General features: G+C 36.5%; 23 protein-coding genes. 11 read left to right on the forward strand and 12 right to left on the reverse strand.

The features are described 5' to 3' along the window. Nucleotides 1-95: 95 nt before the first annotated feature. The 5 genes from A0J48_RS07745 (at nucleotide 96) to A0J48_RS07765 (ending at nucleotide 4,547) form a co-directional block, all read left to right on the forward strand. Entirely contained in the window at nucleotides 96-1,757 is a 1,662-nt protein-coding gene (locus A0J48_RS07745) for a GTPase (RefSeq protein ID WP_200321873.1), read from the forward strand. A gap of 290 nt (nucleotides 1,758-2,047) precedes the next feature. Further along, complete coding sequence (locus A0J48_RS07750; RefSeq protein ID WP_200321875.1) at nucleotides 2,048-2,704, forward strand: DUF488 domain-containing protein; 657 nt, start codon at nucleotides 2,048-2,050, stop codon at nucleotides 2,702-2,704. 84 nt (nucleotides 2,705-2,788) lie between these two features. Then, nucleotides 2,789-3,145, forward strand: coding sequence for a DUF488 domain-containing protein (locus tag A0J48_RS07755; protein WP_325078592.1), 357 nt, complete (start codon nucleotides 2,789-2,791; stop codon nucleotides 3,143-3,145). 122 nt (nucleotides 3,146-3,267) lie between these two features. Next, a complete protein-coding gene (locus A0J48_RS07760; protein WP_200321877.1) occupies nucleotides 3,268-4,023 on the forward strand; it encodes a dual OB domain-containing protein in 756 nt (251 codons plus the stop codon). 161 nt (nucleotides 4,024-4,184) lie between these two features. Beyond that, nucleotides 4,185-4,547 (forward strand): 2TM domain-containing protein, encoded by a 363-nt coding sequence (locus A0J48_RS07765; protein ID WP_200321879.1) that lies wholly within the window; start codon nucleotides 4,185-4,187, stop codon nucleotides 4,545-4,547. Between the two features lie 47 nt (nucleotides 4,548-4,594). Here A0J48_RS07765 and A0J48_RS07770 read toward each other — a convergent pair whose 3' ends face one another. From A0J48_RS07770 to A0J48_RS07800, 7 genes are all read right to left on the reverse strand, one after another. Further along, nucleotides 4,595-5,077, reverse strand: coding sequence for a DUF3368 domain-containing protein (locus A0J48_RS07770; RefSeq protein ID WP_200321881.1), 483 nt, complete (start codon nucleotides 5,075-5,077; stop codon nucleotides 4,595-4,597). Continuing rightward, entirely contained in the window at nucleotides 5,074-5,319 is a 246-nt protein-coding gene (locus A0J48_RS07775) for a UPF0175 family protein (RefSeq protein ID WP_200321883.1), read from the reverse strand. The genes A0J48_RS07770 and A0J48_RS07775 overlap by 4 nt, the downstream gene beginning before the upstream one ends. A gap of 252 nt (nucleotides 5,320-5,571) precedes the next feature. Then, complete coding sequence (locus tag A0J48_RS07780; RefSeq protein WP_200321885.1) at nucleotides 5,572-6,606, reverse strand: PDDEXK-like family protein; 1,035 nt, start codon at nucleotides 6,604-6,606, stop codon at nucleotides 5,572-5,574. A 135-nt stretch (nucleotides 6,607-6,741) separates the two neighbouring features. Further along, nucleotides 6,742-7,197 carry an HNH endonuclease gene (locus A0J48_RS07785; RefSeq protein WP_200321887.1) on the reverse strand — a complete coding sequence of 152 codons (456 nt, stop codon included), beginning with the start codon at nucleotides 7,195-7,197 and terminating at the stop codon, nucleotides 6,742-6,744. After that, nucleotides 7,194-7,427 (reverse strand): hypothetical protein, encoded by a 234-nt coding sequence (locus tag A0J48_RS07790; RefSeq protein ID WP_200321889.1) that lies wholly within the window; start codon nucleotides 7,425-7,427, stop codon nucleotides 7,194-7,196. Before A0J48_RS07790 ends, A0J48_RS07785 begins: the two co-directional genes overlap by 4 nt. 51 nt (nucleotides 7,428-7,478) lie before the next feature. Continuing rightward, nucleotides 7,479-8,990: an anthranilate synthase component I gene (gene trpE, locus A0J48_RS07795; protein ID WP_200321891.1), complete on the reverse strand. Its 1,512-nt coding sequence runs from the start codon at nucleotides 8,988-8,990 to the stop codon at nucleotides 7,479-7,481. Between the two features lie 261 nt (nucleotides 8,991-9,251). Continuing rightward, a complete protein-coding gene (locus tag A0J48_RS07800) occupies nucleotides 9,252-9,668 on the reverse strand; it encodes a photosystem I reaction center subunit II PsaD (RefSeq protein ID WP_200321893.1) in 417 nt (138 codons plus the stop codon). A 369-nt stretch (nucleotides 9,669-10,037) separates the two neighbouring features. Between A0J48_RS07800 and A0J48_RS07805 the strand changes: the two genes are divergently transcribed. Beyond that, the gene (locus A0J48_RS07805; RefSeq protein WP_200321895.1) at nucleotides 10,038-10,634 is read left to right on the forward strand and encodes a type IV toxin-antitoxin system AbiEi family antitoxin domain-containing protein; all 597 of its coding nucleotides are present in this window, start codon (nucleotides 10,038-10,040) and stop codon (nucleotides 10,632-10,634) included. A 45-nt stretch (nucleotides 10,635-10,679) separates the two neighbouring features. Continuing rightward, nucleotides 10,680-10,886, forward strand: coding sequence for a hypothetical protein (locus A0J48_RS07810; RefSeq protein WP_200321897.1), 207 nt, complete (start codon nucleotides 10,680-10,682; stop codon nucleotides 10,884-10,886). Here the strand turns inward: A0J48_RS07810 and A0J48_RS07815 are convergent, their stop codons facing one another. From A0J48_RS07815 to A0J48_RS07830, 4 genes are all read right to left on the reverse strand, one after another. Further along, nucleotides 10,887-11,174 (reverse strand): hypothetical protein, encoded by a 288-nt coding sequence (locus A0J48_RS07815; protein WP_200321899.1) that lies wholly within the window; start codon nucleotides 11,172-11,174, stop codon nucleotides 10,887-10,889. Nucleotides 11,175-11,210: 36 nt separating this feature from the next. Beyond that, nucleotides 11,211-11,624 (reverse strand): chorismate mutase, encoded by a 414-nt coding sequence (gene aroH / locus A0J48_RS07820; protein ID WP_325078593.1) that lies wholly within the window; start codon nucleotides 11,622-11,624, stop codon nucleotides 11,211-11,213. 167 nt (nucleotides 11,625-11,791) lie between these two features. Further along, complete coding sequence (sppA, locus tag A0J48_RS07825; RefSeq protein WP_200321902.1) at nucleotides 11,792-12,613, reverse strand: signal peptide peptidase SppA; 822 nt, start codon at nucleotides 12,611-12,613, stop codon at nucleotides 11,792-11,794. A gap of 539 nt (nucleotides 12,614-13,152) precedes the next feature. Further along, the gene (locus A0J48_RS07830) at nucleotides 13,153-13,449 is read right to left on the reverse strand and encodes a hypothetical protein (protein ID WP_200321904.1); all 297 of its coding nucleotides are present in this window, start codon (nucleotides 13,447-13,449) and stop codon (nucleotides 13,153-13,155) included. Between the two features lie 524 nt (nucleotides 13,450-13,973). Between A0J48_RS07830 and A0J48_RS07835 the strand changes: the two genes are divergently transcribed. From A0J48_RS07835 to plsY, 4 genes are all read left to right on the forward strand, one after another. Then, nucleotides 13,974-14,771 carry an MlaE family lipid ABC transporter permease subunit gene (locus A0J48_RS07835; RefSeq protein WP_200321906.1) on the forward strand — a complete coding sequence of 266 codons (798 nt, stop codon included), beginning with the start codon at nucleotides 13,974-13,976 and terminating at the stop codon, nucleotides 14,769-14,771. A 185-nt stretch (nucleotides 14,772-14,956) separates the two neighbouring features. After that, nucleotides 14,957-15,343, forward strand: a complete 387-nt coding sequence (locus tag A0J48_RS07840; protein WP_200321908.1) for a DUF3119 family protein — start codon at nucleotides 14,957-14,959, stop codon at nucleotides 15,341-15,343. Nucleotides 15,344-15,392: 49 nt separating this feature from the next. Then, the gene (locus A0J48_RS07845; protein WP_200321910.1) at nucleotides 15,393-16,643 is read left to right on the forward strand and encodes a DUF3086 domain-containing protein; all 1,251 of its coding nucleotides are present in this window, start codon (nucleotides 15,393-15,395) and stop codon (nucleotides 16,641-16,643) included. 154 nt (nucleotides 16,644-16,797) lie between these two features. Then, a complete protein-coding gene (plsY, locus tag A0J48_RS07850; protein ID WP_200321912.1) occupies nucleotides 16,798-17,478 on the forward strand; it encodes a glycerol-3-phosphate 1-O-acyltransferase PlsY in 681 nt (226 codons plus the stop codon). Between the two features lie 45 nt (nucleotides 17,479-17,523). On the opposite strand, the gene speB is transcribed toward plsY, so the two are convergent. After that, nucleotides 17,524-18,564: an agmatinase SpeB gene (speB, locus tag A0J48_RS07855; RefSeq protein ID WP_200321914.1), complete on the reverse strand. Its 1,041-nt coding sequence runs from the start codon at nucleotides 18,562-18,564 to the stop codon at nucleotides 17,524-17,526. Nucleotides 18,565-18,921 lie beyond the last annotated feature (357 nt).

Raw genomic sequence — 18,921 nt, forward strand, 5'->3', positions numbered from 1 at the left:
AATTAGATTATAGTTGCCATGAAATTGCAAAAATAAACAAACAAATGCAAGAAGATTTTGATAAAATAAAATAATTACATCAGGAGAATAAAACAATGTCAAGTTTTCAATTTAATGCTAAATCCCAAAAGGTTAACCAACTTTGCCAAGAAACAATAGACATTTTAGAAATTCGGACAGAAGATGAAGTTAAAAAATTAGTTGATAATTTTCAAGACTTCTGGGAAGAATATCAACAACAGAAAAAACTATCTCTTGCTTTTATTGGACAGTACAATGCTGGTAAATCTACTTTAATTAAAGCTTTAACTGGAAATGAAACAGTTAAAATTAGTGCAGAAATATGTACTGATAAAGTTACAGAATATGCTTGGCAAGATGTATTACTATTAGATACACCGGGAATTTATGCAGGTAATGAACAACATGATGGTATTACCTTAGAAAGAATTTCTAAATGTGATTTACTGGTGTTTGTCGTTCCCAATGAACTATTTAACCCCCAAGGTGCAGAATTTTTCCAAAAAGTAGCTAACCAAATGCAAAGAGTTGGCCAAATGGTGCTAGTAGTTAATAAAATGAGTCGTGAATCAGGAAGTCCCCAAGATTTATTATCAACAATTACACAAGTTATAGAACCATTTTATCCTCAACAATTCTATACCTGTTTTATTGATGCTGATTCCTACCTCAAATCTCAAGATCCTAAATATATAAAATATCAGCAATCTTTACAAACTAAATCTAATTTTAATGATTTTCTTGATTCTCTGCAAAAGCTAATTCAAAAAAATGAACTTTCCGCTAAATTAGTTACTCCTTTGCATCGTGCTGTTGGTACTCTGGAGAAATCACTAAATTGTTTAAGTAAAAATGATGAAAAAACCCGTAATTTATTAGAGATATTACGACGCGAAAAAATCATCATACAAGCATCTCAAACTAGAGCGAGAAACGCTTATCGTTCTGAATTAGCTAAACTTAAACATGAAGTGATCATGCTAGGTGAAAAAATAGCTAGTATGATTGATGGACACCATACGAAGGAAGAAATTGAAGTAGAAATAGAAAAAGTCACACAAGAAATTACCACTTTGTCAGAGAAGATTATAGGAAAAATTCAAGCTGCTTTAGAAGAAGAATTAAAAACTCTTGAAGAGAAATTAAAAGACTTACAAAACTCTCAATTAGGTAAAACTATTGATAGGGAAATAGTTATTGATTTAGTAGATGGTAAGAGGATTAACGATCCTAATATTCCTGATGAATTTGGACAATCAATCTTAGAAAAAAAAGGTGGTGAAATCCTGGAAGAACTTGGAAAATTATCATCCAAAGTATCCAGAAAATTAGTTTATAAGACAGGAAAATTTCTGGGGTTTAAATTTAAACCATTTGGTGCTATAAAGACAGCTAAATTTATCCGTAACTTGGGTCCAATTTTTACTATTGGTGGTGTAGTATTGGATGCAGCTATGACAGTTAAAGCAGAAAAAGATGAGGAAAAAAATCAGCAAACCCTACGTAATGCTAGAAACCAGAAGCGAGAAGAGTTTAGAAAGTTAGCAGAAGAAATGGTAGAAGAGTATGAATTAAACATTGAAGAAGCTATAAGTTTCTATGATGAGGAATTAAATGATATTGAAGCTAAAGCGAAAGAATTGAGAAATTTTGACCAGTCTAAACAGGAGATATTAACTCAAATTGAGAATAAACGTCAGGAGATAAAGAAAGAAATTAAGATATTATTGAAGTAATTTCAGGATGTAATTATCAGAATCCTGTAAATCCTAAAATCCTGGATATCCTGATTCAGGCAAAATAAACATCTTGTAAATCCTAAAATCCTGTACATCCTGATGCAGACAAATTACGACTCGTAAACGAATTTTATCATAAAATCAATTCTACATATTCGGTATTATTAGTTAAGTAATTCTGCTAACGGTAAGTTAATGCAGATGAACGCAGATAGACGCAGATATTCTTATAATGTTTGCGACAAATAAAGGAGATAATTATTGTTAAATATCTTAATAAAACATATATGAAAACTTTCACCATCGGACATTCAAATCATTCAATAGAAACCTTTATCGAACTGGTACCAAAACACGAAGTCACAGCGTTAGCTGATGTCCGGTCTCATCCCTATAGTAGTAGATTTCCTCAATTTAACCAATCAGCTTTAAAAGCAGAACTCAAAACCGTAAATATCGCTTATGTTCCCCTTGGAGATAATTTAGGTGCGCGTCCTCTTGATAGAAACTGCTATGTAGATGGAATGGCTAGATATGATTTAATAGCAGCAACAGAAGCTTTCAAAATAGGGATAAATCGTTTAATTCAAGGTTCACAGAAACATCAAATTAGCTTAATGTGTGCGGAACAAGATCCTATTGTTTGTCATCGCGCAATTTTGATTTGTCCACATTTAAAAAGTGCTGGTTTGGATATTCACCATATTCTTAAAAATGGTGATTTAGAAACAAATGAAGATTTAGAAAATAGAGTTTTAAAACAACACAATTTATATACAATGTTGCCTGAAAATCAAAGTCCTATTAAACAACTTTCTCTGTTTGAACTGCAAGCTACACAAACTATAGAAAAACAACTTTCCCGTGCAGAGTTAGTAGAAAAAGCATATAAATTACAAGCTGAAAAAGTCGCGTATACTGAAAATAAGGATGAAGATGAATAAAGAAATTGATTTATTTACTATTGGTTTTACTCAAAAAAAAGCAGAACAGTTTTTTGAACTTTAATAAAATCTGGTGTGAAACGAGTGATTGATACTCGATTAAATAATGTTTCCCAACTTGCGGGTTTTGCAAAAAAACAAGATTTAGAATATTTTCTGCGTAGAATTGGGGGAATTGAATATATGCATATTCTTGATTTAGCACCAACTCAAGATATTTTAGATGCTTATAAAAAAAAGCAAATTACCTGGGATGTTTATGAGGAAAAATTTAATCTTTTGATTTTACAACGTCAAATTGAAAAGAACTTATCTATAGATATCATAGATAAAAGCTGTTTATTGTGTAGTGAACTCAAACCCCATAACTGTCATCGTCGGTTAGTAGCCGAATATTTGCAATGTAAATTAGATAAAAGTATCAAAATTCATCATCTTTGAGTATATTCCTAGATTTATATCCTTGGTTTTTTGTTTAAGCAGTACGTGATTTTACTGTTCACATATAAATTTGTCTTATTCTACTATTACTTAGGTAGTTAGGGTGCTAATGAGACTAAAGAATGTTGAGTTTTGATATTATCTGTCTTGCGAAATCTACTAAACATGGTGGAATTTGTATTGCTGGGATAAAAACCGATGGTTCTGGGTGGTTGCGGCCAATTTCTAATAAAAGAGATGGTACTTTATATCCAGAACATTACACAACTAGAGATGGTAGAGAACCGGAATTATTTGATATTATTAGAATTCCTTTGATTAGACATGAACCACAATGTCATCATCCAGAAAATTATTTAATTCATTATAGTTATAAATGGCAGATTTTAGGAAAAGCTAGTTTAGAACAAGTAAGGAAATTAATTAAACCAGAAATTCAAATAAATTCTTCTGAACCTAAATTATTAGGTAATTTTGATAAATTAATTCGTTATGAAGATTTAGAAATAACACCTCTTAAATCTTCCTTGACTATGATAAATCCAGAACAATTAGAATGGGAAATTAAATATAATTCTCACAACAAAAAAACTTTTAGATGTCTTTTTTCTTTGTGTGGTAATTTTTATGATTTACCAATTACTGATCCGGTTTGGATAGAGAAAATGAATTCTTTAGAAGAGGGAATTTATTCCTGTAAAGATGTGATCAAAAAATTGGATTTAGTAAATTTTGAACCTGATAAATTTAGATTAACAATTAGTTTAAGTGAACCTTTTCAACCTTCATTGCAAACAGAGTCAGAATTTTGTTATAAATTAGTTACATCTGTGATTAATGTTACAGATATTTCTAAACGTTTAGGATGGATTTTATAAAACAAGATTTCTGAATTTCTGACTAAATTTGTCTTTTTAAATACTACATCTATTATTTTTTCAGCTATAAAATGTGGGTAACAATATATTTTTTAAGGTTGTATTTCTACCGCTTCAAATGTAAATGTCAAAAGTATATTTTACCATTTTAGGTATTGATAATGACTTACAATTCAGAAGAAATGCAACAAATTCTCGAAGTTGCTTTTAGACGTAAGCAACAGGGAGAATTCACGCGGGAACAGATTATAGAAATTGCATCAGAATTAGGTGTTTCTTCAGAATCTCTCATTGCTGCGGAAAAAGAGTGGTTAACAAAAGAAGTAGAAGTGAAAAAAGATCAGATGTCTAATAGTCACAAACGCAAAGAGTTCCAAGTACATTTGATTACTTTTATTGCGGTTAATGGGTTTTTGATTTTGCTGAATTTGTTTACAAGTCCTGGATATTTTTGGGCAATTTTTCCCCTTTTGGGTTGGGGTTTAGGTTTGTTTTTGCATGGGATGAAGGCTTATATAATGTAAGGATTTACCTCCCCCCAACCCCCCTTAAAAAGGGGGGCTAACGTTTGCTATTCTCCTGCAACTAATAAAACTTCTGCATACAACTGTTCACGAATCCAGAAGCCATTAGCAATCAAATCATCTAATATCGGTTTTACCAGTGGAATAAACCCTTGTTGTCTAGCTGCTAGTACAATACCTAAGAGTCCAGTAACCTGTAAACCGGACTTTATTGCTTCATTTCTACCTTTTCGCTCATCAATAATCAGTCTATCAGCATTTAACTCAACAGCAAGAGAAATCGCTTCTGCTTCACCTGGATCTAAAATTGTTTGTAGAGTCTGAACTAGGATAATATTTGTAACTGGTATAACTTCAATCCAATCAAGAGTTTGAAGTGCTAATGTACCTGGATCTGTACTACCACAAGCAAGAATTTCCTGATAGACTGCTTGTGGAATAATGACCTTACCATAAAGTTGTTGCAACAAAGTTAATTGTCCAATCGCAGCGAGGTTACTTATAGGTGATGTATTGCTAATAATAATCATCGCCAATTATTAGCTTTCAAACTTTTTACATCTTCCCTAAATTCAGCAATATCATAGTGAATGGGAATTTTTCGACTAGCAAGTAATCGTTGAAATTCAAGTTGATTCATTCCTACAAAATGACTCGCTTGTCCTAAAGTAAACCGTTCCTGTACAAAGAGCAAAATTGCTATTTCTTGAACTAATTCTTTCTCAGACATTTGAATTGTCTGCAAAACTTCATCGGTGATAACAATACTCATATTTCTATTCTCCTGCTGAGATTCGGCGTTGCTGATATGATAACTATCGCACTATTCAATTATCCTTCAAAATCATCTCTATCTTTTCACTGATCATCTGCGTTATATCCACAAAATCATTTTTACTAAAATCCTCCCAAAAATTCAGAATTTTTTTGATTATATTTTCAATATCACCATCCTCATAATCAATCTCGGTTAAAATTGGTTTCTCATAAAGAGTAATTTGATCTTTCTCTAGCTCTATAGTTGTTAGGTCGAGAAATTTTGAATAGTCTTGGTTTTGTAATAATTCAAATATTTTCGGACGGATTTTTTAGGGATTTCTTTACGGTTTTCTTTATAGTCACGGTCTCCGATTTGCACTCTCATTTTAAGAGAACCAATAAGATTTTCAAATTGAAAATAAATCAGTGTTCGACTTCCTAATTTATTTTCATTTTCCCAGGGTTTAGCTCCAAAACTTGTGTATCCATTGTTCCAAAAATCTGCAAATATTTTGTTAGATTTAATAAGTGGATTTAGTAATTTCTTAATTTCTACATCTATTTCTGATTGTAATTTTGATTGTAATTTTGGACGATGCTCAATAATTAAATCAAGAGCTTGCTTATGCTTAAAATAAATTTCGCGGCAGAGTTTTGCAATTTCTGAATCACTCACAATACGTCTCCTAATTAATGTAGAATAATGTGTCATTAATGTATAAAGATCTCGTTCAAGAATAGATTTATAACTGATACAAATACTATCAATTATTTCAACCACTTTATAGTAGTCATAAGTTCTCCAATTTGTTTCAGATGGTGAACTTCCTTCGGGATTTAAATAAATAAAAATTGCTTGACAATCCTTATAGTGTCTGTTAATAGTTTCTTCGTATTTTTTCAGTTGATTTGGACGTTCTCCTGAACGAATTTTATTTTCTATAACACATACTAATTTATTTTGTGGTGAATGGATGAGAATATCAATATAGTGCTTCTCACGACTAACTTCTGCATCTGTCAAATCAGCTATATCTATATCAGCATGATTAATTGCATCTGTAGGGTTATCCGTTTCTAAAAGCACTCGCTTCAGAAATAGCTTGAGAAAAATATCACCAAGTCTATGATTTTGAGATGGATCTAAAAGAAATGCTAAAAGATTTGAATGTACCTTTTCTTTTCTAACTACACCAATAACCTCAAAAATATTGAACTCAGCTAGTTTTGTTTTTAGCTTTTTTAAATCTTGACTGTCAACAAAACTTTCTAATAATTCGTGTTGTTTATTTGAAATCAAATTTCACCCCACCCAAATCCTAAAATTTTACCTAAACAGAGATTTATATTATTTTACAAGAAATTCATGACATGAAACATACTTCTTTCTTTCATATTTTTGTTAATTATTCGGAAATAAAAACCATCTTTGGGATTATAACACCTGACAAGGATCTTCATCAGGTGGATGTAACCCAGCTTTTACCCAAAAACCTCGCGCACTACGGATAGAATCATCTTCTGTATATCGCTCATCATTAACATCAAGTCGCTTACAAGTAGCTCTACCTGTAGGAGTTGTTCCTAAAATAGTCTTACCGTCAGCACTCCAGATAAAATGATCTGACCATTTTTGTTGACGAGGATTAAATAAAGGGGTAATGGCTTGTGTTTCTGGGTCAATTCCTGCTAAAAAATTATAGCGGCGTTCATTGCACCGACGACAAGCTAAAGCTAGATTATTAATATCATCAGCACCACCCAAAGATTTAGGTATTACATGATCTAAAGTGAATCGAGTTGTAGAAATGCGCTCAGGAGAATGACAATACTCACACAAATATTTTGCCCGGTTACGCACTAATTCCCTGGTAATATCATCAATAGTCATACTTGAGCTACTAACATCGCATTAATGTGAGTGAAAATTCTGTCTAACTCTCCAATAGCTTCTAATTCTATAACTTCCTCTGAAGTTAGCAAATCAGCTTTTTTTCTCTCCAAAAGTTCCTCCATTCGCTTCTGGAGTTCATCAGTAAATTTAAATAAATTGAATTTATCTACTTTTTCAACTTTAATTCGACCAAGTAAAGTTGAAGGTCTACTAATAGCTGGTATCATAGTTTAGCTCCATGATTAATTTTTATTTTACCTTTTAGTAGCAAGTAAGATTCATCGCAAACATCTAATTGCTTCTAACAAACCTCTAGCTTTATTGAGGGTTTCTTCATATTCCTTTTCTGGTTCTGAATCTGCTACTAAACCTGCACCGGCTTGGACGGTAACAGTATTATTATTTAATACCATTGTTCTAATAGCGATCGCACTATTTAATTGTCCTTCAAAATCATAATATCCATATACTCCAGAATATACACCTCTGCGAGTTGGTTCTAACTCGTTGATAATTTCCATTGCGCGGATTTTTGGCGCACCACTAACTGTACCCGCTGGAAAACAAGCTTTTAATAAATCCCATGCTGTCTTGTTTTTGGCTAATTTCCCTACCACATTACTAACAATGTGCATCACATGAGAATAGCGTTCAACTATCATTAATTCATCAACTTTAACAGTGCCATTTTCACATACTCTGCCTAAATCGTTGCGTCCTAAATCAACTAACATGATATGTTCTGCAACTTCTTTAGGATCTTGTAGTAAATCTGCTGCAAAAGCTTCGTCTTCTTTAGTTGTTTTTCCTCTGGGTCTTGTGCCGGCAATTGGTCGAACAGTGGCGATTATTCCCCCTTCTTCGTCTCGTTCTGCTTTGACCATAACTTCAGGACTAGAACCGATAATTTGCCAGTCTTGGAAGTTAAAATACGCCATGTAAGGTGAAGGGTTAATTTGGCGTAGAGAACGATATAAAGCGAAAGGATCTCCCTGATATTTTGTAGATAATCTTTGAGAAATTACAACTTGAAAAATATCGCCGGCTTTAATATATTCCTTGGCTTTTTCTACGCTGGCGCAAAAGTCTTTTTTAGTAAAATTGCTGCTGTATTCTTCTATTCCCGCTTTGGGTTTATTTTGGGGAGAAGTCCAAGGGAGTTGGGTATTTTGGGGTGATAGAGGTAAGGATAATTTACTTACCATTTCCTGAATGCGATCGCTCGCCTTTTGATATGCTGCTTCTAAGTTATCTGTGTTCCTTAAATCAGCGTAGGCGATCGCCCAAATTTTCCGCTTCACCTGGTCAAAAATTAACAACTGATCTACCTGCATCCATAATCCATCAGGGATGTTACGCTCATCTTGAGGATGAATTGGTACACGCGGTTCAATCCAGTTAATTAATTCATAACCCCAAAACCCAAATAAACCGCCAATTCCTGAAGGTAATTGTGGTATTTTCACTGGGTGATAAGGTGCTAAACAGTCAGCTAAAACCGTAAAAGGATCACCTGTGAAAACTTCCTGTGAACCATTGCGGTGTGTTTGGGTGGTTTTGTCCCCCCGCGCTTCCAAAATCCACAGCGGATCACAACCGAGTAAACTATAACGACCTACCTTTTCTCCACCTTCCACCGACTCCAGCAAAAAGCTATAAGGTTGACCTGCACACACCTTGTACCAAGCAGAAACGGGAGTATCTAAATCAGCAACCCATTCTTGATAGACAGGGACGAAATTACCTTGTTGAGCTAGTTCTGTAAATTGGTGTAAATCGGGGAAAATCATAAATGAAGAGGTGACAGGTGACAGGTGACAGGTGACAGTAAGAAGAAAATAAAAGTTTATGAGTATGGCGATCGCCAAGTTATGCTATCAGAATGCAGGTATTAAGAATAAAGAAATTTTATAATACAGGATTTATAGACGTGAGTAATGGGTAATTAGCAAAGGTTCTTCCCATTACCCTTCGGGTTCGTCAGTCGCTCATGAGGGAAACCCCCAAGACCGCGCTGACTCACCAATTACCCATTACCAATTACCTAAACATTAGGCATCGTGAGTAGCTTTACCACTGAACTTAATTTGTGCAGGACTGGGGTTTTGACCAATTCTGCGGGGTACGTGGCGGACTTTTTCACGACCAGCATTTACCTTTTCAGGGAACACACCATCAGCAGGGTGAATGAAGGAAGTTTCACCGCTGGGGAGAATCCGGTAAACTTTGTAGTCTGTGATTTTGAATTTGCGGAGTTGAGCGCCTAAAGCAATGCCATACTCCTTGCGAGCCAAGTACAACAAGTTTTCGCCCTTCAGCATTGTAGCAGCGCCACCGGTGGGCATTTCAAAAACTTGTTCTTTGGGGCTAGTCCATGTGATAGCGTACTTTTCTTCTACTTCTGCTTTCTTGAGTAGACCGCCAGTGCTACCACCAAATAGGGGGGTTTGTCCAGTTAGAGTTGCCATAAGGTTAAGGTTTTCTCTCAACGTTTTTAGGGCATACTAACACCGTAACCTAACTTATATTGCGATCGCGTTATAGACTGTAACAGTTTTTAGTGTTGATATCCTACCCATATCACACAAGCCATTTTCCGGCGCAAGAGATTTTCTGGCTCGGTTGGTGGATATAAACGTTTATAAAGGCTTTTCTATATTTTACATACCATATTAACTGTTAAGCCTTCCTGGAAGGACGGGGTTTTCGACTCAGATTTTTCGATAAACCGGAAAATTTGACAAAGATTTGTGATAAAATGTAGGTACTTAATAACTAATAACTGCAATTCATCACAAAAGTAAAATTGCATGACAGATAAGTAAACCGATGTAATTATGTCGAAAGTAGAGAAAATACTGAGTTACGCTTCTCAAACAGGTGTAATTAGAGCAAAAGAAATCGCAGCCAAAGGTGTTCACAGAGAATATTTGAAACGTTTAGAAAACCAAGGAATACTTGTACGTTCTGCTCGTGGAGTTTACACTTTTACAGATGCAGAAATTACAGCCAATCACACCCTAGCTGAAACTGCAAAAAGAGTTCCTAACGGAGTAGTTTGTCTTCTATCTGCACTCAGTTTCTATCAACTAACCACGCAAACACCTTTTGAAGTTTGGCTGGCAATTCCTCAAAAATCTCGTCCTCCTAAAGATAATCTTCTACCGATTAGAATTGTTTATATGTCAGGTAAATCCCTAGAAGAAGGTATTGAAGAACATATCATAGAAGGCGTGTCAGTTAGTATATATTCTTTGCCTAAAACAGTTGCTGATTGTTTTAAATTTCGCAATAAAATCGGTCTTGATGTTGCGTTGGAAGCATTGCGTGAATGTTGGCGAGAGAAAAAATGCTCAATAGATGAAATATGGCATTATGCCAAAATTTGCCGAGTACATAATGTAATGCGTCCTTATTTAGAATCACTCACATGACATCGAAAAAGCCTGTTAATACCGCAGCATCTATCCAAAACTGAAGTGTTTGTTAATGATTCAGATAAGCAAAAGCAGTGGCAAGCTTTTAAAAATAAATTAAAAATAGTAGATACACCAAATTCATTTGGTGAATTAATTAACGAAATTAAAGATTTTATCATGCCACCTTGCCTAGCTGCGGCTGAAAATGAAACCTTTGACAAATTATGGTCTAGATCAGGAAAGTGGCAAGATGCAAATTTTATTTAATCAAATTTCCGTCCCTATGCTTTGGGCGTAAATCACCTCAATATTGCTACCAAAATCCAATTTATCTAAGGATTCTGTGAAAAATACAAAACCCTTATACGCCGTCACATACTTATATATTTTCGTAAAATAACCCTCACTGGTGACGATGACCAGCGGCTCTGCACTCTTGGAGAGAATATTTAAAAAATCCTCTAATTTTACACAAACGCCAGTACCCCGATGAGTGAAAATAGTCCCACCAAAAGCAGCAGGTTGAGTAGCCGCATCACCACTGTAATAAGTCATTTGGCGCTAATTTTTACATATATTGACCTGCTGATTTTAAACTTTTGTTTTAATTACAGGCTGTGAAGTTTGTAACGTTTGGGGTAAACTCCAATCTGGACGAAGTTTAGCCGCTTGACGCAAATAAATGTGGTGAATAGTTGCAGAAGTTGGTAAATAGGCGTGAATTAAAAAGCGGATGCAGCGTTGTAGACTACCTTCAACGTGCATTTGCTGAACATCCAACATAGCTACACTATCCCATAAGGGACGACTGCGAGCGATCGCGGCGGGGAAAATAGCGTCTATGTCTCGTGTGACGGAAAAAGTGACGCTAATCATATCTTCAGGTTGAATCTTATTTCTTTGTTCGAGTTCGTCTAATAATTCTGTTACTGCTTCTCGAACTGCTTCCACGCTATTTTCTGCAACAGTTGTTGCACCACGAATCGCTCGCATTTGCCACTCCACGCGCAAAATCCTCCTTAATTAGTCAGTTATCAGTTGTCATTAGTCATTAGTCATTAGTCAGTTTTGATTGTTTAAACCCTTGTAACAACTGGATTTATACTCAGAACTTGGTACTCAGTACTCGGTACTCGGTACTCAGCACTTTACCATCACTGACCACTGACTCTCTAAGGTCTATATAACCACAAGGGTAAACCACTTGTAGACATTTCAAATTCCAGCCAATCAATTCCAGCCCCAATTCCTGATTTTACCTGACGACTCCCTGGTAAAACTCGACTTAACAAAGGTTTCCGTTCTTCTAGCGTATAGCAAGGAGTTTTTTCCGGATCAAGTCCGACTAATTCCGCTGTCCAGCGGCGTGCATCTTCTTCTGTTCCTAAACGGTCTACCACTCCCAACTCTAAAGCTTGCTCTCCGGTGAAAATTCGTCCATCAGCAAAGCCTTTGACTGTTTCTACAGCCAGAGAACGCGCTTCGGCTACCGTTTGTACAAATTGCTGATAGCTGACATCTATTAACTGTTGCAGGATGTTTTCTTCTGCTGGAGTCAATTCTCTATCAAAAGACAAAATATCTTTGTAAGGGCCAGACTTAATCACTTTAAAGGAAACACCGACTTTTTCTAACAGGCGTTCCAAGTTATTTCCGCGCAAAATCACGCCTATGCTACCTGTGATTGTTCCTGGGTTAGCCATAATGTGTTCGGCTCCCATCCCGATGTAAACACCGCCAGAAGCCGATATATTGCCAAAACTAGCCACGATTTTCGTTTTTTTGCCTAACCGCTTGAGGGCGCTGTAGATTTCCTGTGAGTCTCCTACTGTACCGCCAGGACTATCAATACGTAGCAGTAAAGCCGGAAATTTCTTCTCTTCTACAGTTTTTAGGGCTTCTAAGACTCGCTTGCGGGTAGCGCCAGCGATCGCACCAGTAATTTCAATCCGCGCAATTTGTTTACGAAACTTGGGTTTAAAAGGCCAAACCATGAGTTATGCAATCACTTATTAATAAATTTAATATATAGCAGGTGACAGGTGACAGGTGACAGGTGACAGGTGACAGGTGACAGAAGAAGCAGGGGGGACGGGGGCAGGGTGCAGAGGAGAAAATTTTCCCCTTTGCTTCCTGCTCTTCTGTTTGTGAAAAAGAGTGAGCAAATATGGGTTTCTTTAAATCTTAAGGAAATTTTTAGATTTTGTATATAGTTCTATTTGCTATATTTCTTCATGAAGGAGTATGAATTATAAATTCTCATCTTTCTCCAAGACATTAAAAATTGCAGGCAAGCAAAATTTAATCACCACAATCCGGGATTGTGGAGTTAGGAAATACAAATTTGAGTATAAGCATAGACTTTAGTCTTTAGTAACTAGTGACTAACACAGTTTTTGCAGCATAATATTTAGCCATATCAAACTCTGAATCTGAGTTAGAAACAGCAACTATAGTTTGTTTTTAGGTAGATAAATTGAACTGTAACCTATTATCACCTATAGAGAAAGCGTAATCACTCGTTATCACTTGCTTAGGAATCTATGCGAAGAATTTGGTAACGATAATAAGCATAGATATCAAATAAACCACCCACAAAACCACAGGTCAGACTAATAATCAATAGTCCATTCATAGGACTACCAGTACCAAAGGTAGCCAGAAAATGCAAAATCTGAGTAGGAATATCTTCCGTCCAGCCTTGTAAGCCAGGAACATAGCCGGAAAGGCACAAAAACACCAATGTACCGCCCACAAAAAAGATAGGAGCGATAAAACTGAAAACGGTAGTTAGGAGAAGGGAGCGGAGAAAATTAGTAAAGATACTCATTAGCAGGCAAGCTCCGAGAGTAATGTAGACGATAACAAAACATTTGCACGTCCATTTCTACAATACTGGCGATCGCTCCTCAACAGTGAATATGTCAAAAATCTTAAGTTTTCATTAAAAGAAGCAGTTAATAGTTACTGCAAATGCTGTTTCTATTTAACTCACTTCCAGACCTGGAAACCCTTGATAAATCAAGATTTTGGCTAAAAAATTTCACTTATATGTAATTAATTGCGCTTAAAATTAAGCTTAACTTTATGAGAGATTCTTTAAACTAAGTTAACGTTTGACCAACAAGTAATCAGCCATCAGCTAAGGGACTTCCAACTAAAAAAATATTCCATCGTTTGGGTCAGCAGGGGAAGCAGGGGGCGCTGGGGAGGAAGAATCTCATACTCATCTTGGTTCTCACTCATTGAATAATTTAATTTCTGGAAGTCCCTAAGACTCGTCCAAAAAAGAGATGACAAATGGCCAATGACTTTCGCTATTCTTAAAGCAGTTACCGAGTTAGCTAAAAAACATTGAGCCAGACTATATCTAAATCCAGTTTAGGTGCATGGAGTCAGCGACTGCTGGCAGCGATTTTTTTGGGTGGACAAGTAATAGTTCATCTGATGAAAGGCAAAATCCATCGACGTAACACCTTAGAACAATTAGCCGCAGTTGGCCCAGACTCCCTGTTTATTGCCCTACTCACAGCTGTTTTTGTGGGGGCAGTATTTACTATTCAAGTAGCGCGGGAGTTTATCAACTTTGGTGCAGGAAACCTGGTTGGGGGTGTACTAGCAGTAGCCTTGACAAGAGAACTTTCACCTGTGTTAACAGCAGTAATTTTAGCAGGACGGGTTGGCTCTGCCTTTGCTGCGGAAATTGGTACAATGCGAGTCACAGAGCAGATTGATGCCCTGTTCATGCTCAAAACTGACCCTATTGATTACCTAGTTATTCCCCGCATCCTGGCTTGTTTATTGATGCTACCTATATTAACCCTTCTGTCTTTAGTGACTGGTATGTTTGGGGGATTAATCATTGCCACCAACATCTACAACCTCTCAGACACAGTATTTTTAGATTCAGCCCGTAACTTTCTAGACATCTGGGATATTTGTAGCGCCATGATTAAAGCCGGTTGCTTTGGCGTTTTAATTGCCATAATTGGTTGCAGTTGGGGCTTAACAACCACAGGAGGAGCAAAAGGTGTGGGACAATCAACCACAACCGCTGTTGTCACCGCCTTGCTAATAATCTTCATTAGCAACTTTTTCCTTTCTTGGCTAATGTTTCAGGGGACTGGAAGTGGATTAAGTTCGGGGCTGTGAAGGAGAAAGGGTGTAGGGTGTAGGGTGTAGGGTGTAGGGTGTAGGGTGTAGGCGGAAAAATCAAGTCAAAAGTCATGCATTCAAAAGTCAAAATTAAGAACTCTTGCCTTTTATCTATGCCCAATGCCCAATGCCCAATGCCCCATGCCCAATGACTAATTTCTTTTACCTTTAAAAAACACGATATGAACAGTTCATTAACACCTAACGCCACCGTAACGGTGGAACTCAAGCCGAGTTACAATATCCCTGTTGTCTTGGTGCTTGGTTCAATTCCACTGTTGTTAGTGCAACCCTGGATAGGAGGATTTTTCGCAGTGCTGGGATTATTTCTGATGTTCCAAGCTGTGACACTGCGGTTTCAATTCACAGCTACTGACTTTGATCTTTATCGTGGTGAAAAGCTAATTCGGCGTTTTCCCTACCAAGAATGGCAAAACTGGCGGATTTTTTGGGATAGTGTTCCCATCTTGTTTTATTTTAAGGAAATCAACAGCATTCACTTTTTACCAATTTTATTTGACCCTAAAACCTTAAAATCTTGCTTAGAACAGCGTTGTCCCCGTATTTAGTGCTGAGTGCCTTCGATTTATTAGCGTTATAGGAATTACAGTATTGTTTATGAACCCAGAGGAATCTCAAACTCCAAAACCGATTGATGAATGGTGGGAAGAAACGCCAGAACAAAGTTCTACAAGTCTGTCTACTGATTCAGGATTAGAAACAGAAGCAGTACCACCATTAGATGAATTGCTAGAAGATACTGTTGTTGAGTCAGCTATCATCCCTACAGAAGTGGAAAAACAGGAAATAGTATCAGCACAGGAGTTTAGTGAAGTACAAACTGAGGCGCTGGAGTCAGAATCAGAACTTAATTCACTATATGCACAAGCGGCGCAACGAGTAGCCCAGTTGCAAGAAACAGAAGCTGCACTAAAAGCAGAAATATCTCAACTGCAAACGACTTACAAAACTCTTCAGGGACAAGTGAGTGAAACGCAAACTGCACTCTCGAAAATGGTGCAAGAGTCTCTAGCGCAGTTGGAACAACGGAAACAAACCCTGCAAATTTCTGTAGAACAACTGGAACGCAGACAAGAACGCATTAAAAACGAAATGCGAACTACTTTTGCGGGAACATCTCAAGATTTGGCAATTCGGGTACAGGGTTTTAAAGACTATCTCACAGGTAGCTTACAGGATTTAGCAGCAGCAGCAGAGCAGTTGCAACTTGTACCAGCAACTGTTAAGGAACGAGAAAAACCAGCAGTTAAAGAAGCCAAACCTGTTGAAAAAGAACCGACAACGCTGCAATTTGCCCAACAACAGTTTCAAGATACGACAAAACAAATTCGTCGTTTAATTGACCAATATCGTAACCAGCCCGATTATTATGGCCCTGCTTGGCAGTTACGCCGTACCTTTGAACCCGTTCATGCAGAAAGAGTCTCTAATTGGTTTTTTACCTTGGGAGGACGGGGTGCGCTGCGGACGATGGGTAGCCGCTTGCAGAATATTTTGATTGCTTCGGCGGCGATTTCGATTTTAAATAAATTGTATGGCGATCGCGTGCGGACTTTGATTTTAGCTAATAGTCCAGAACGTTTAGGTGAATGGCGACGCGGTTTACAAGATTGTCTGGGAATTGGCCGCCCAGATTTTGGACCCGACAGAGGAGTGGTTTTATTTGAATCCGCTACAGCGTTAGGACAAAAAGCAGACAGATTAGTTAAAGCCAACCAAATGCCTTTAATTATAATTGATGACTCGGAGGAGCAAATTAGTTTAGGATTATTACAATTTCCTTTGTGGTTAGCTTTTGCTCCTGATCCAAAAATGATGCGCGACAGAGATTTTGATGATGAATTTTAATTAATTAAAGGGAACAGGGAACAGGGAATAGTGAATATGTAAAAATTCCAAATTAACAACTTCCTAAATCCTGACTCCTGACTCCTTCTCTTGTTAGCATATATGCTCACTATATGAGACAATTCTAATCCTGAACTCCTGAACTTCTAAAATTATGGCTATTTGGTTAACTTTGTGTGGGGCTGTTGTTGTATTAGCTTACCTAGTGGGTTCTTTTCCCACTGGGTATATTGCGGGAAAGTTGTTAAAGGGTATTGATATTCGGGAAGTTGGTTCTGGTTCGACTGGGGCAACAAATGTATTGAGAACTTTGGGCAAAGTTCCTGGGGCTTTTGTATTATTGATTGATTGCTTGAAGGGAGTTTTCGCAATTATTCTCATTTATACTTTGTTCAATTTTGCTCCTAGTCAGAATCTCATCCCTACAACCCTAGATTTGCAATTATGGCAACCTTGGTTAGTTACCTTAGTGGGTTTAGCGGCAATTTTGGGACATAGTAAATCTATATTTTTGGGTTTTACTGGTGGTAAGTCTGTTGCTACTAGCTTGGGTATTTTGTTAGCAATGAATTGGCAAGTTGGTTTAGCAACGTTGGGAATATTTGCTGTTGTTTTTGCCATCTCCAAAATTGTCTCTTTGAGTTCTATTTCTGGTGCTGTTGCTGTTTCTATATTCATGATAATTTTCCAACAACCGTTAGCATATATTCTGTTTAGTATTGCTGGTGGGTTATATGTGATTGTTCGACATCGTAGTAATATTGAGCGTCTTTTGGCAGGTACTGAACCGAAAATTGGACAGAAAGTGGAGACAAAGCCAGAACAAACTGCATAGGTTAACAATTGATAATTGATAATTGATAATTGACAATTGATTCATTCAATGTCGATAGGATAAATCTAATAAATTCGCCAATTTATAAACGATTCTTGCACCTACATTGCCATCCCATTCTGCATCTCCAACTTCACAAACATCAAAGCCAATAATTTTTCTACCGCTATTAACTAATTCTCTAAACAAACAATAAGTTTGCTCTAATTCTAATCCTCCAGGAACTGGAGTCCCGGTATTGGGGCAGAGTTTAGGATCTAATCCATCTACATCAAAGCTGATATAAACATTTTCTGGTAAATGATTGATAATTTCTCGGCATATATCAATCCATGTCATACCTGAATATAATTTTTGTTTAATCGCTGGGTCATAATAAGCAGTAATACGATCATGAGATTCATTAATTATATCTATTTCATCTTGACAAATATCTCTAATAGCTACCTGTACTAATTTAGATATTTGCGGAATTTTTATGGCGTTAAACATGATAGAGGCATGGGAAAATTCAAAGCCCTCATAAGCGTCTCTCAAATCAGCGTGTGCATCTATATGAAGAATGCCATAATTTTCATATTTGGTGGCTAATGCTTGAAAATAACCTAAAGGTGAACTGTGATCTCCACCAATTACAGCCACTTTTTTACCCTGATTTATTGCTGCTAGAGTTTGGGTAAACAGCCATTGATTTATTTGTTCACCAGCTTGATTAATTGCTGTGATTACAGGTGTTAAATCTGGTGTTTCTGTTAGTGCTTTACCTTCCGCTTGTCGTTGGATAATTTTTGCTGCTTCTTGACGATAATAATTATTTTTATCTAAAATATCTTTGGGTATTTCTACCAGGAAAATTCCCTGTTTCCAACCGTCAGGATGATCAAAATCAAATAAATCTATTTGATAGGAAGCGTCTAAAATTCTTTGTGGACCGTTCGCTGTTCCTGCACCATAAGAAACGGTAACTTCCCAGGGTACGGCAAAAATAATTAAGTTTGCTGAGTTGTAATCATCAGGTAAACCTAGAAGATTACCGTTGATTTCAGCTATACCACTGGGGTTGTAGTCTTGGTTGTGATTATTCATCGCTGAGATTCTGAATCTGTATCAGCAGAGAAAATCTGCTTGGTTTATCTCTGCATTGTAGCAGTATAGACCGTAAAATAAATATTAAAAAAAGGTTTGGCAGTGAACCAAACCTCTATAATTGCTGTGCTTAACAACGTACTAAATTAATTTAATTCTAGTTTGCTTACAGAGCATCTTCCTAAAGGATGTATCCAAATATCCTCAAAACTGATATAGCATTACTTGTGCAAAACTTTTAATCTAGTTTTATGCTGTTGTATTAATACAAACAAGTAATATTGTAAGCATGAAAAAGGCTTGGATTGAGTCCAAGCCTTAGTATATACCAGGTGTTTACCATATATAGTTAATTTA

The organism is Sphaerospermopsis aphanizomenoides BCCUSP55 (genome assembly GCF_001586785.1).
Lineage (GTDB): Bacteria > Cyanobacteriota > Cyanobacteriia > Cyanobacteriales > Nostocaceae > Sphaerospermopsis_A > Sphaerospermopsis_A aphanizomenoides_A.

Excerpts from the sequence above, each read along its gene's own strand:
- A0J48_RS07745 (WP_200321873.1), top strand. The coding sequence starts at position 96 with ATGTCAAGTTTTCAATTTAATGCTAAATCCCAAAAGGTTAACCAACTT.
- A0J48_RS07750 (WP_200321875.1), top strand. The coding sequence starts at position 2,048 with ATGAAAACTTTCACCATCGGACATTCAAATCATTCAATAGAAACCTTT.
- A0J48_RS07760 (WP_200321877.1), top strand. The coding sequence starts at position 3,268 with ATGTTGAGTTTTGATATTATCTGTCTTGCGAAATCTACTAAACATGGT.
- A0J48_RS07765 (WP_200321879.1), top strand. The coding sequence starts at position 4,185 with ATGACTTACAATTCAGAAGAAATGCAACAAATTCTCGAAGTTGCTTTT.
- A0J48_RS07770 (WP_200321881.1), bottom strand. The coding sequence starts at position 5,077 with ATGATTATTATTAGCAATACATCACCTATAAGTAACCTCGCTGCGATT.
- A0J48_RS07775 (WP_200321883.1), bottom strand. The coding sequence starts at position 5,319 with ATGAGTATTGTTATCACCGATGAAGTTTTGCAGACAATTCAAATGTCT.
- A0J48_RS07785 (WP_200321887.1), bottom strand. The coding sequence starts at position 7,197 with ATGACTATTGATGATATTACCAGGGAATTAGTGCGTAACCGGGCAAAA.
- A0J48_RS07790 (WP_200321889.1), bottom strand. The coding sequence starts at position 7,427 with ATGATACCAGCTATTAGTAGACCTTCAACTTTACTTGGTCGAATTAAA.
- trpE (WP_200321891.1), bottom strand. The coding sequence starts at position 8,990 with ATGATTTTCCCCGATTTACACCAATTTACAGAACTAGCTCAACAAGGT.
- A0J48_RS07800 (WP_200321893.1), bottom strand. The coding sequence starts at position 9,668 with ATGGCAACTCTAACTGGACAAACCCCCCTATTTGGTGGTAGCACTGGC.
- A0J48_RS07805 (WP_200321895.1), top strand. The coding sequence starts at position 10,038 with ATGTCGAAAGTAGAGAAAATACTGAGTTACGCTTCTCAAACAGGTGTA.
- A0J48_RS07815 (WP_200321899.1), bottom strand. The coding sequence starts at position 11,174 with ATGACTTATTACAGTGGTGATGCGGCTACTCAACCTGCTGCTTTTGGT.
- sppA (WP_200321902.1), bottom strand. The coding sequence starts at position 12,613 with ATGGTTTGGCCTTTTAAACCCAAGTTTCGTAAACAAATTGCGCGGATT.
- A0J48_RS07830 (WP_200321904.1), bottom strand. The coding sequence starts at position 13,449 with ATGAGTATCTTTACTAATTTTCTCCGCTCCCTTCTCCTAACTACCGTT.
- A0J48_RS07840 (WP_200321908.1), top strand. The coding sequence starts at position 14,957 with ATGAACAGTTCATTAACACCTAACGCCACCGTAACGGTGGAACTCAAG.
- A0J48_RS07845 (WP_200321910.1), top strand. The coding sequence starts at position 15,393 with ATGAACCCAGAGGAATCTCAAACTCCAAAACCGATTGATGAATGGTGG.
- plsY (WP_200321912.1), top strand. The coding sequence starts at position 16,798 with ATGGCTATTTGGTTAACTTTGTGTGGGGCTGTTGTTGTATTAGCTTAC.
- speB (WP_200321914.1), bottom strand. The coding sequence starts at position 18,564 with ATGAATAATCACAACCAAGACTACAACCCCAGTGGTATAGCTGAAATC.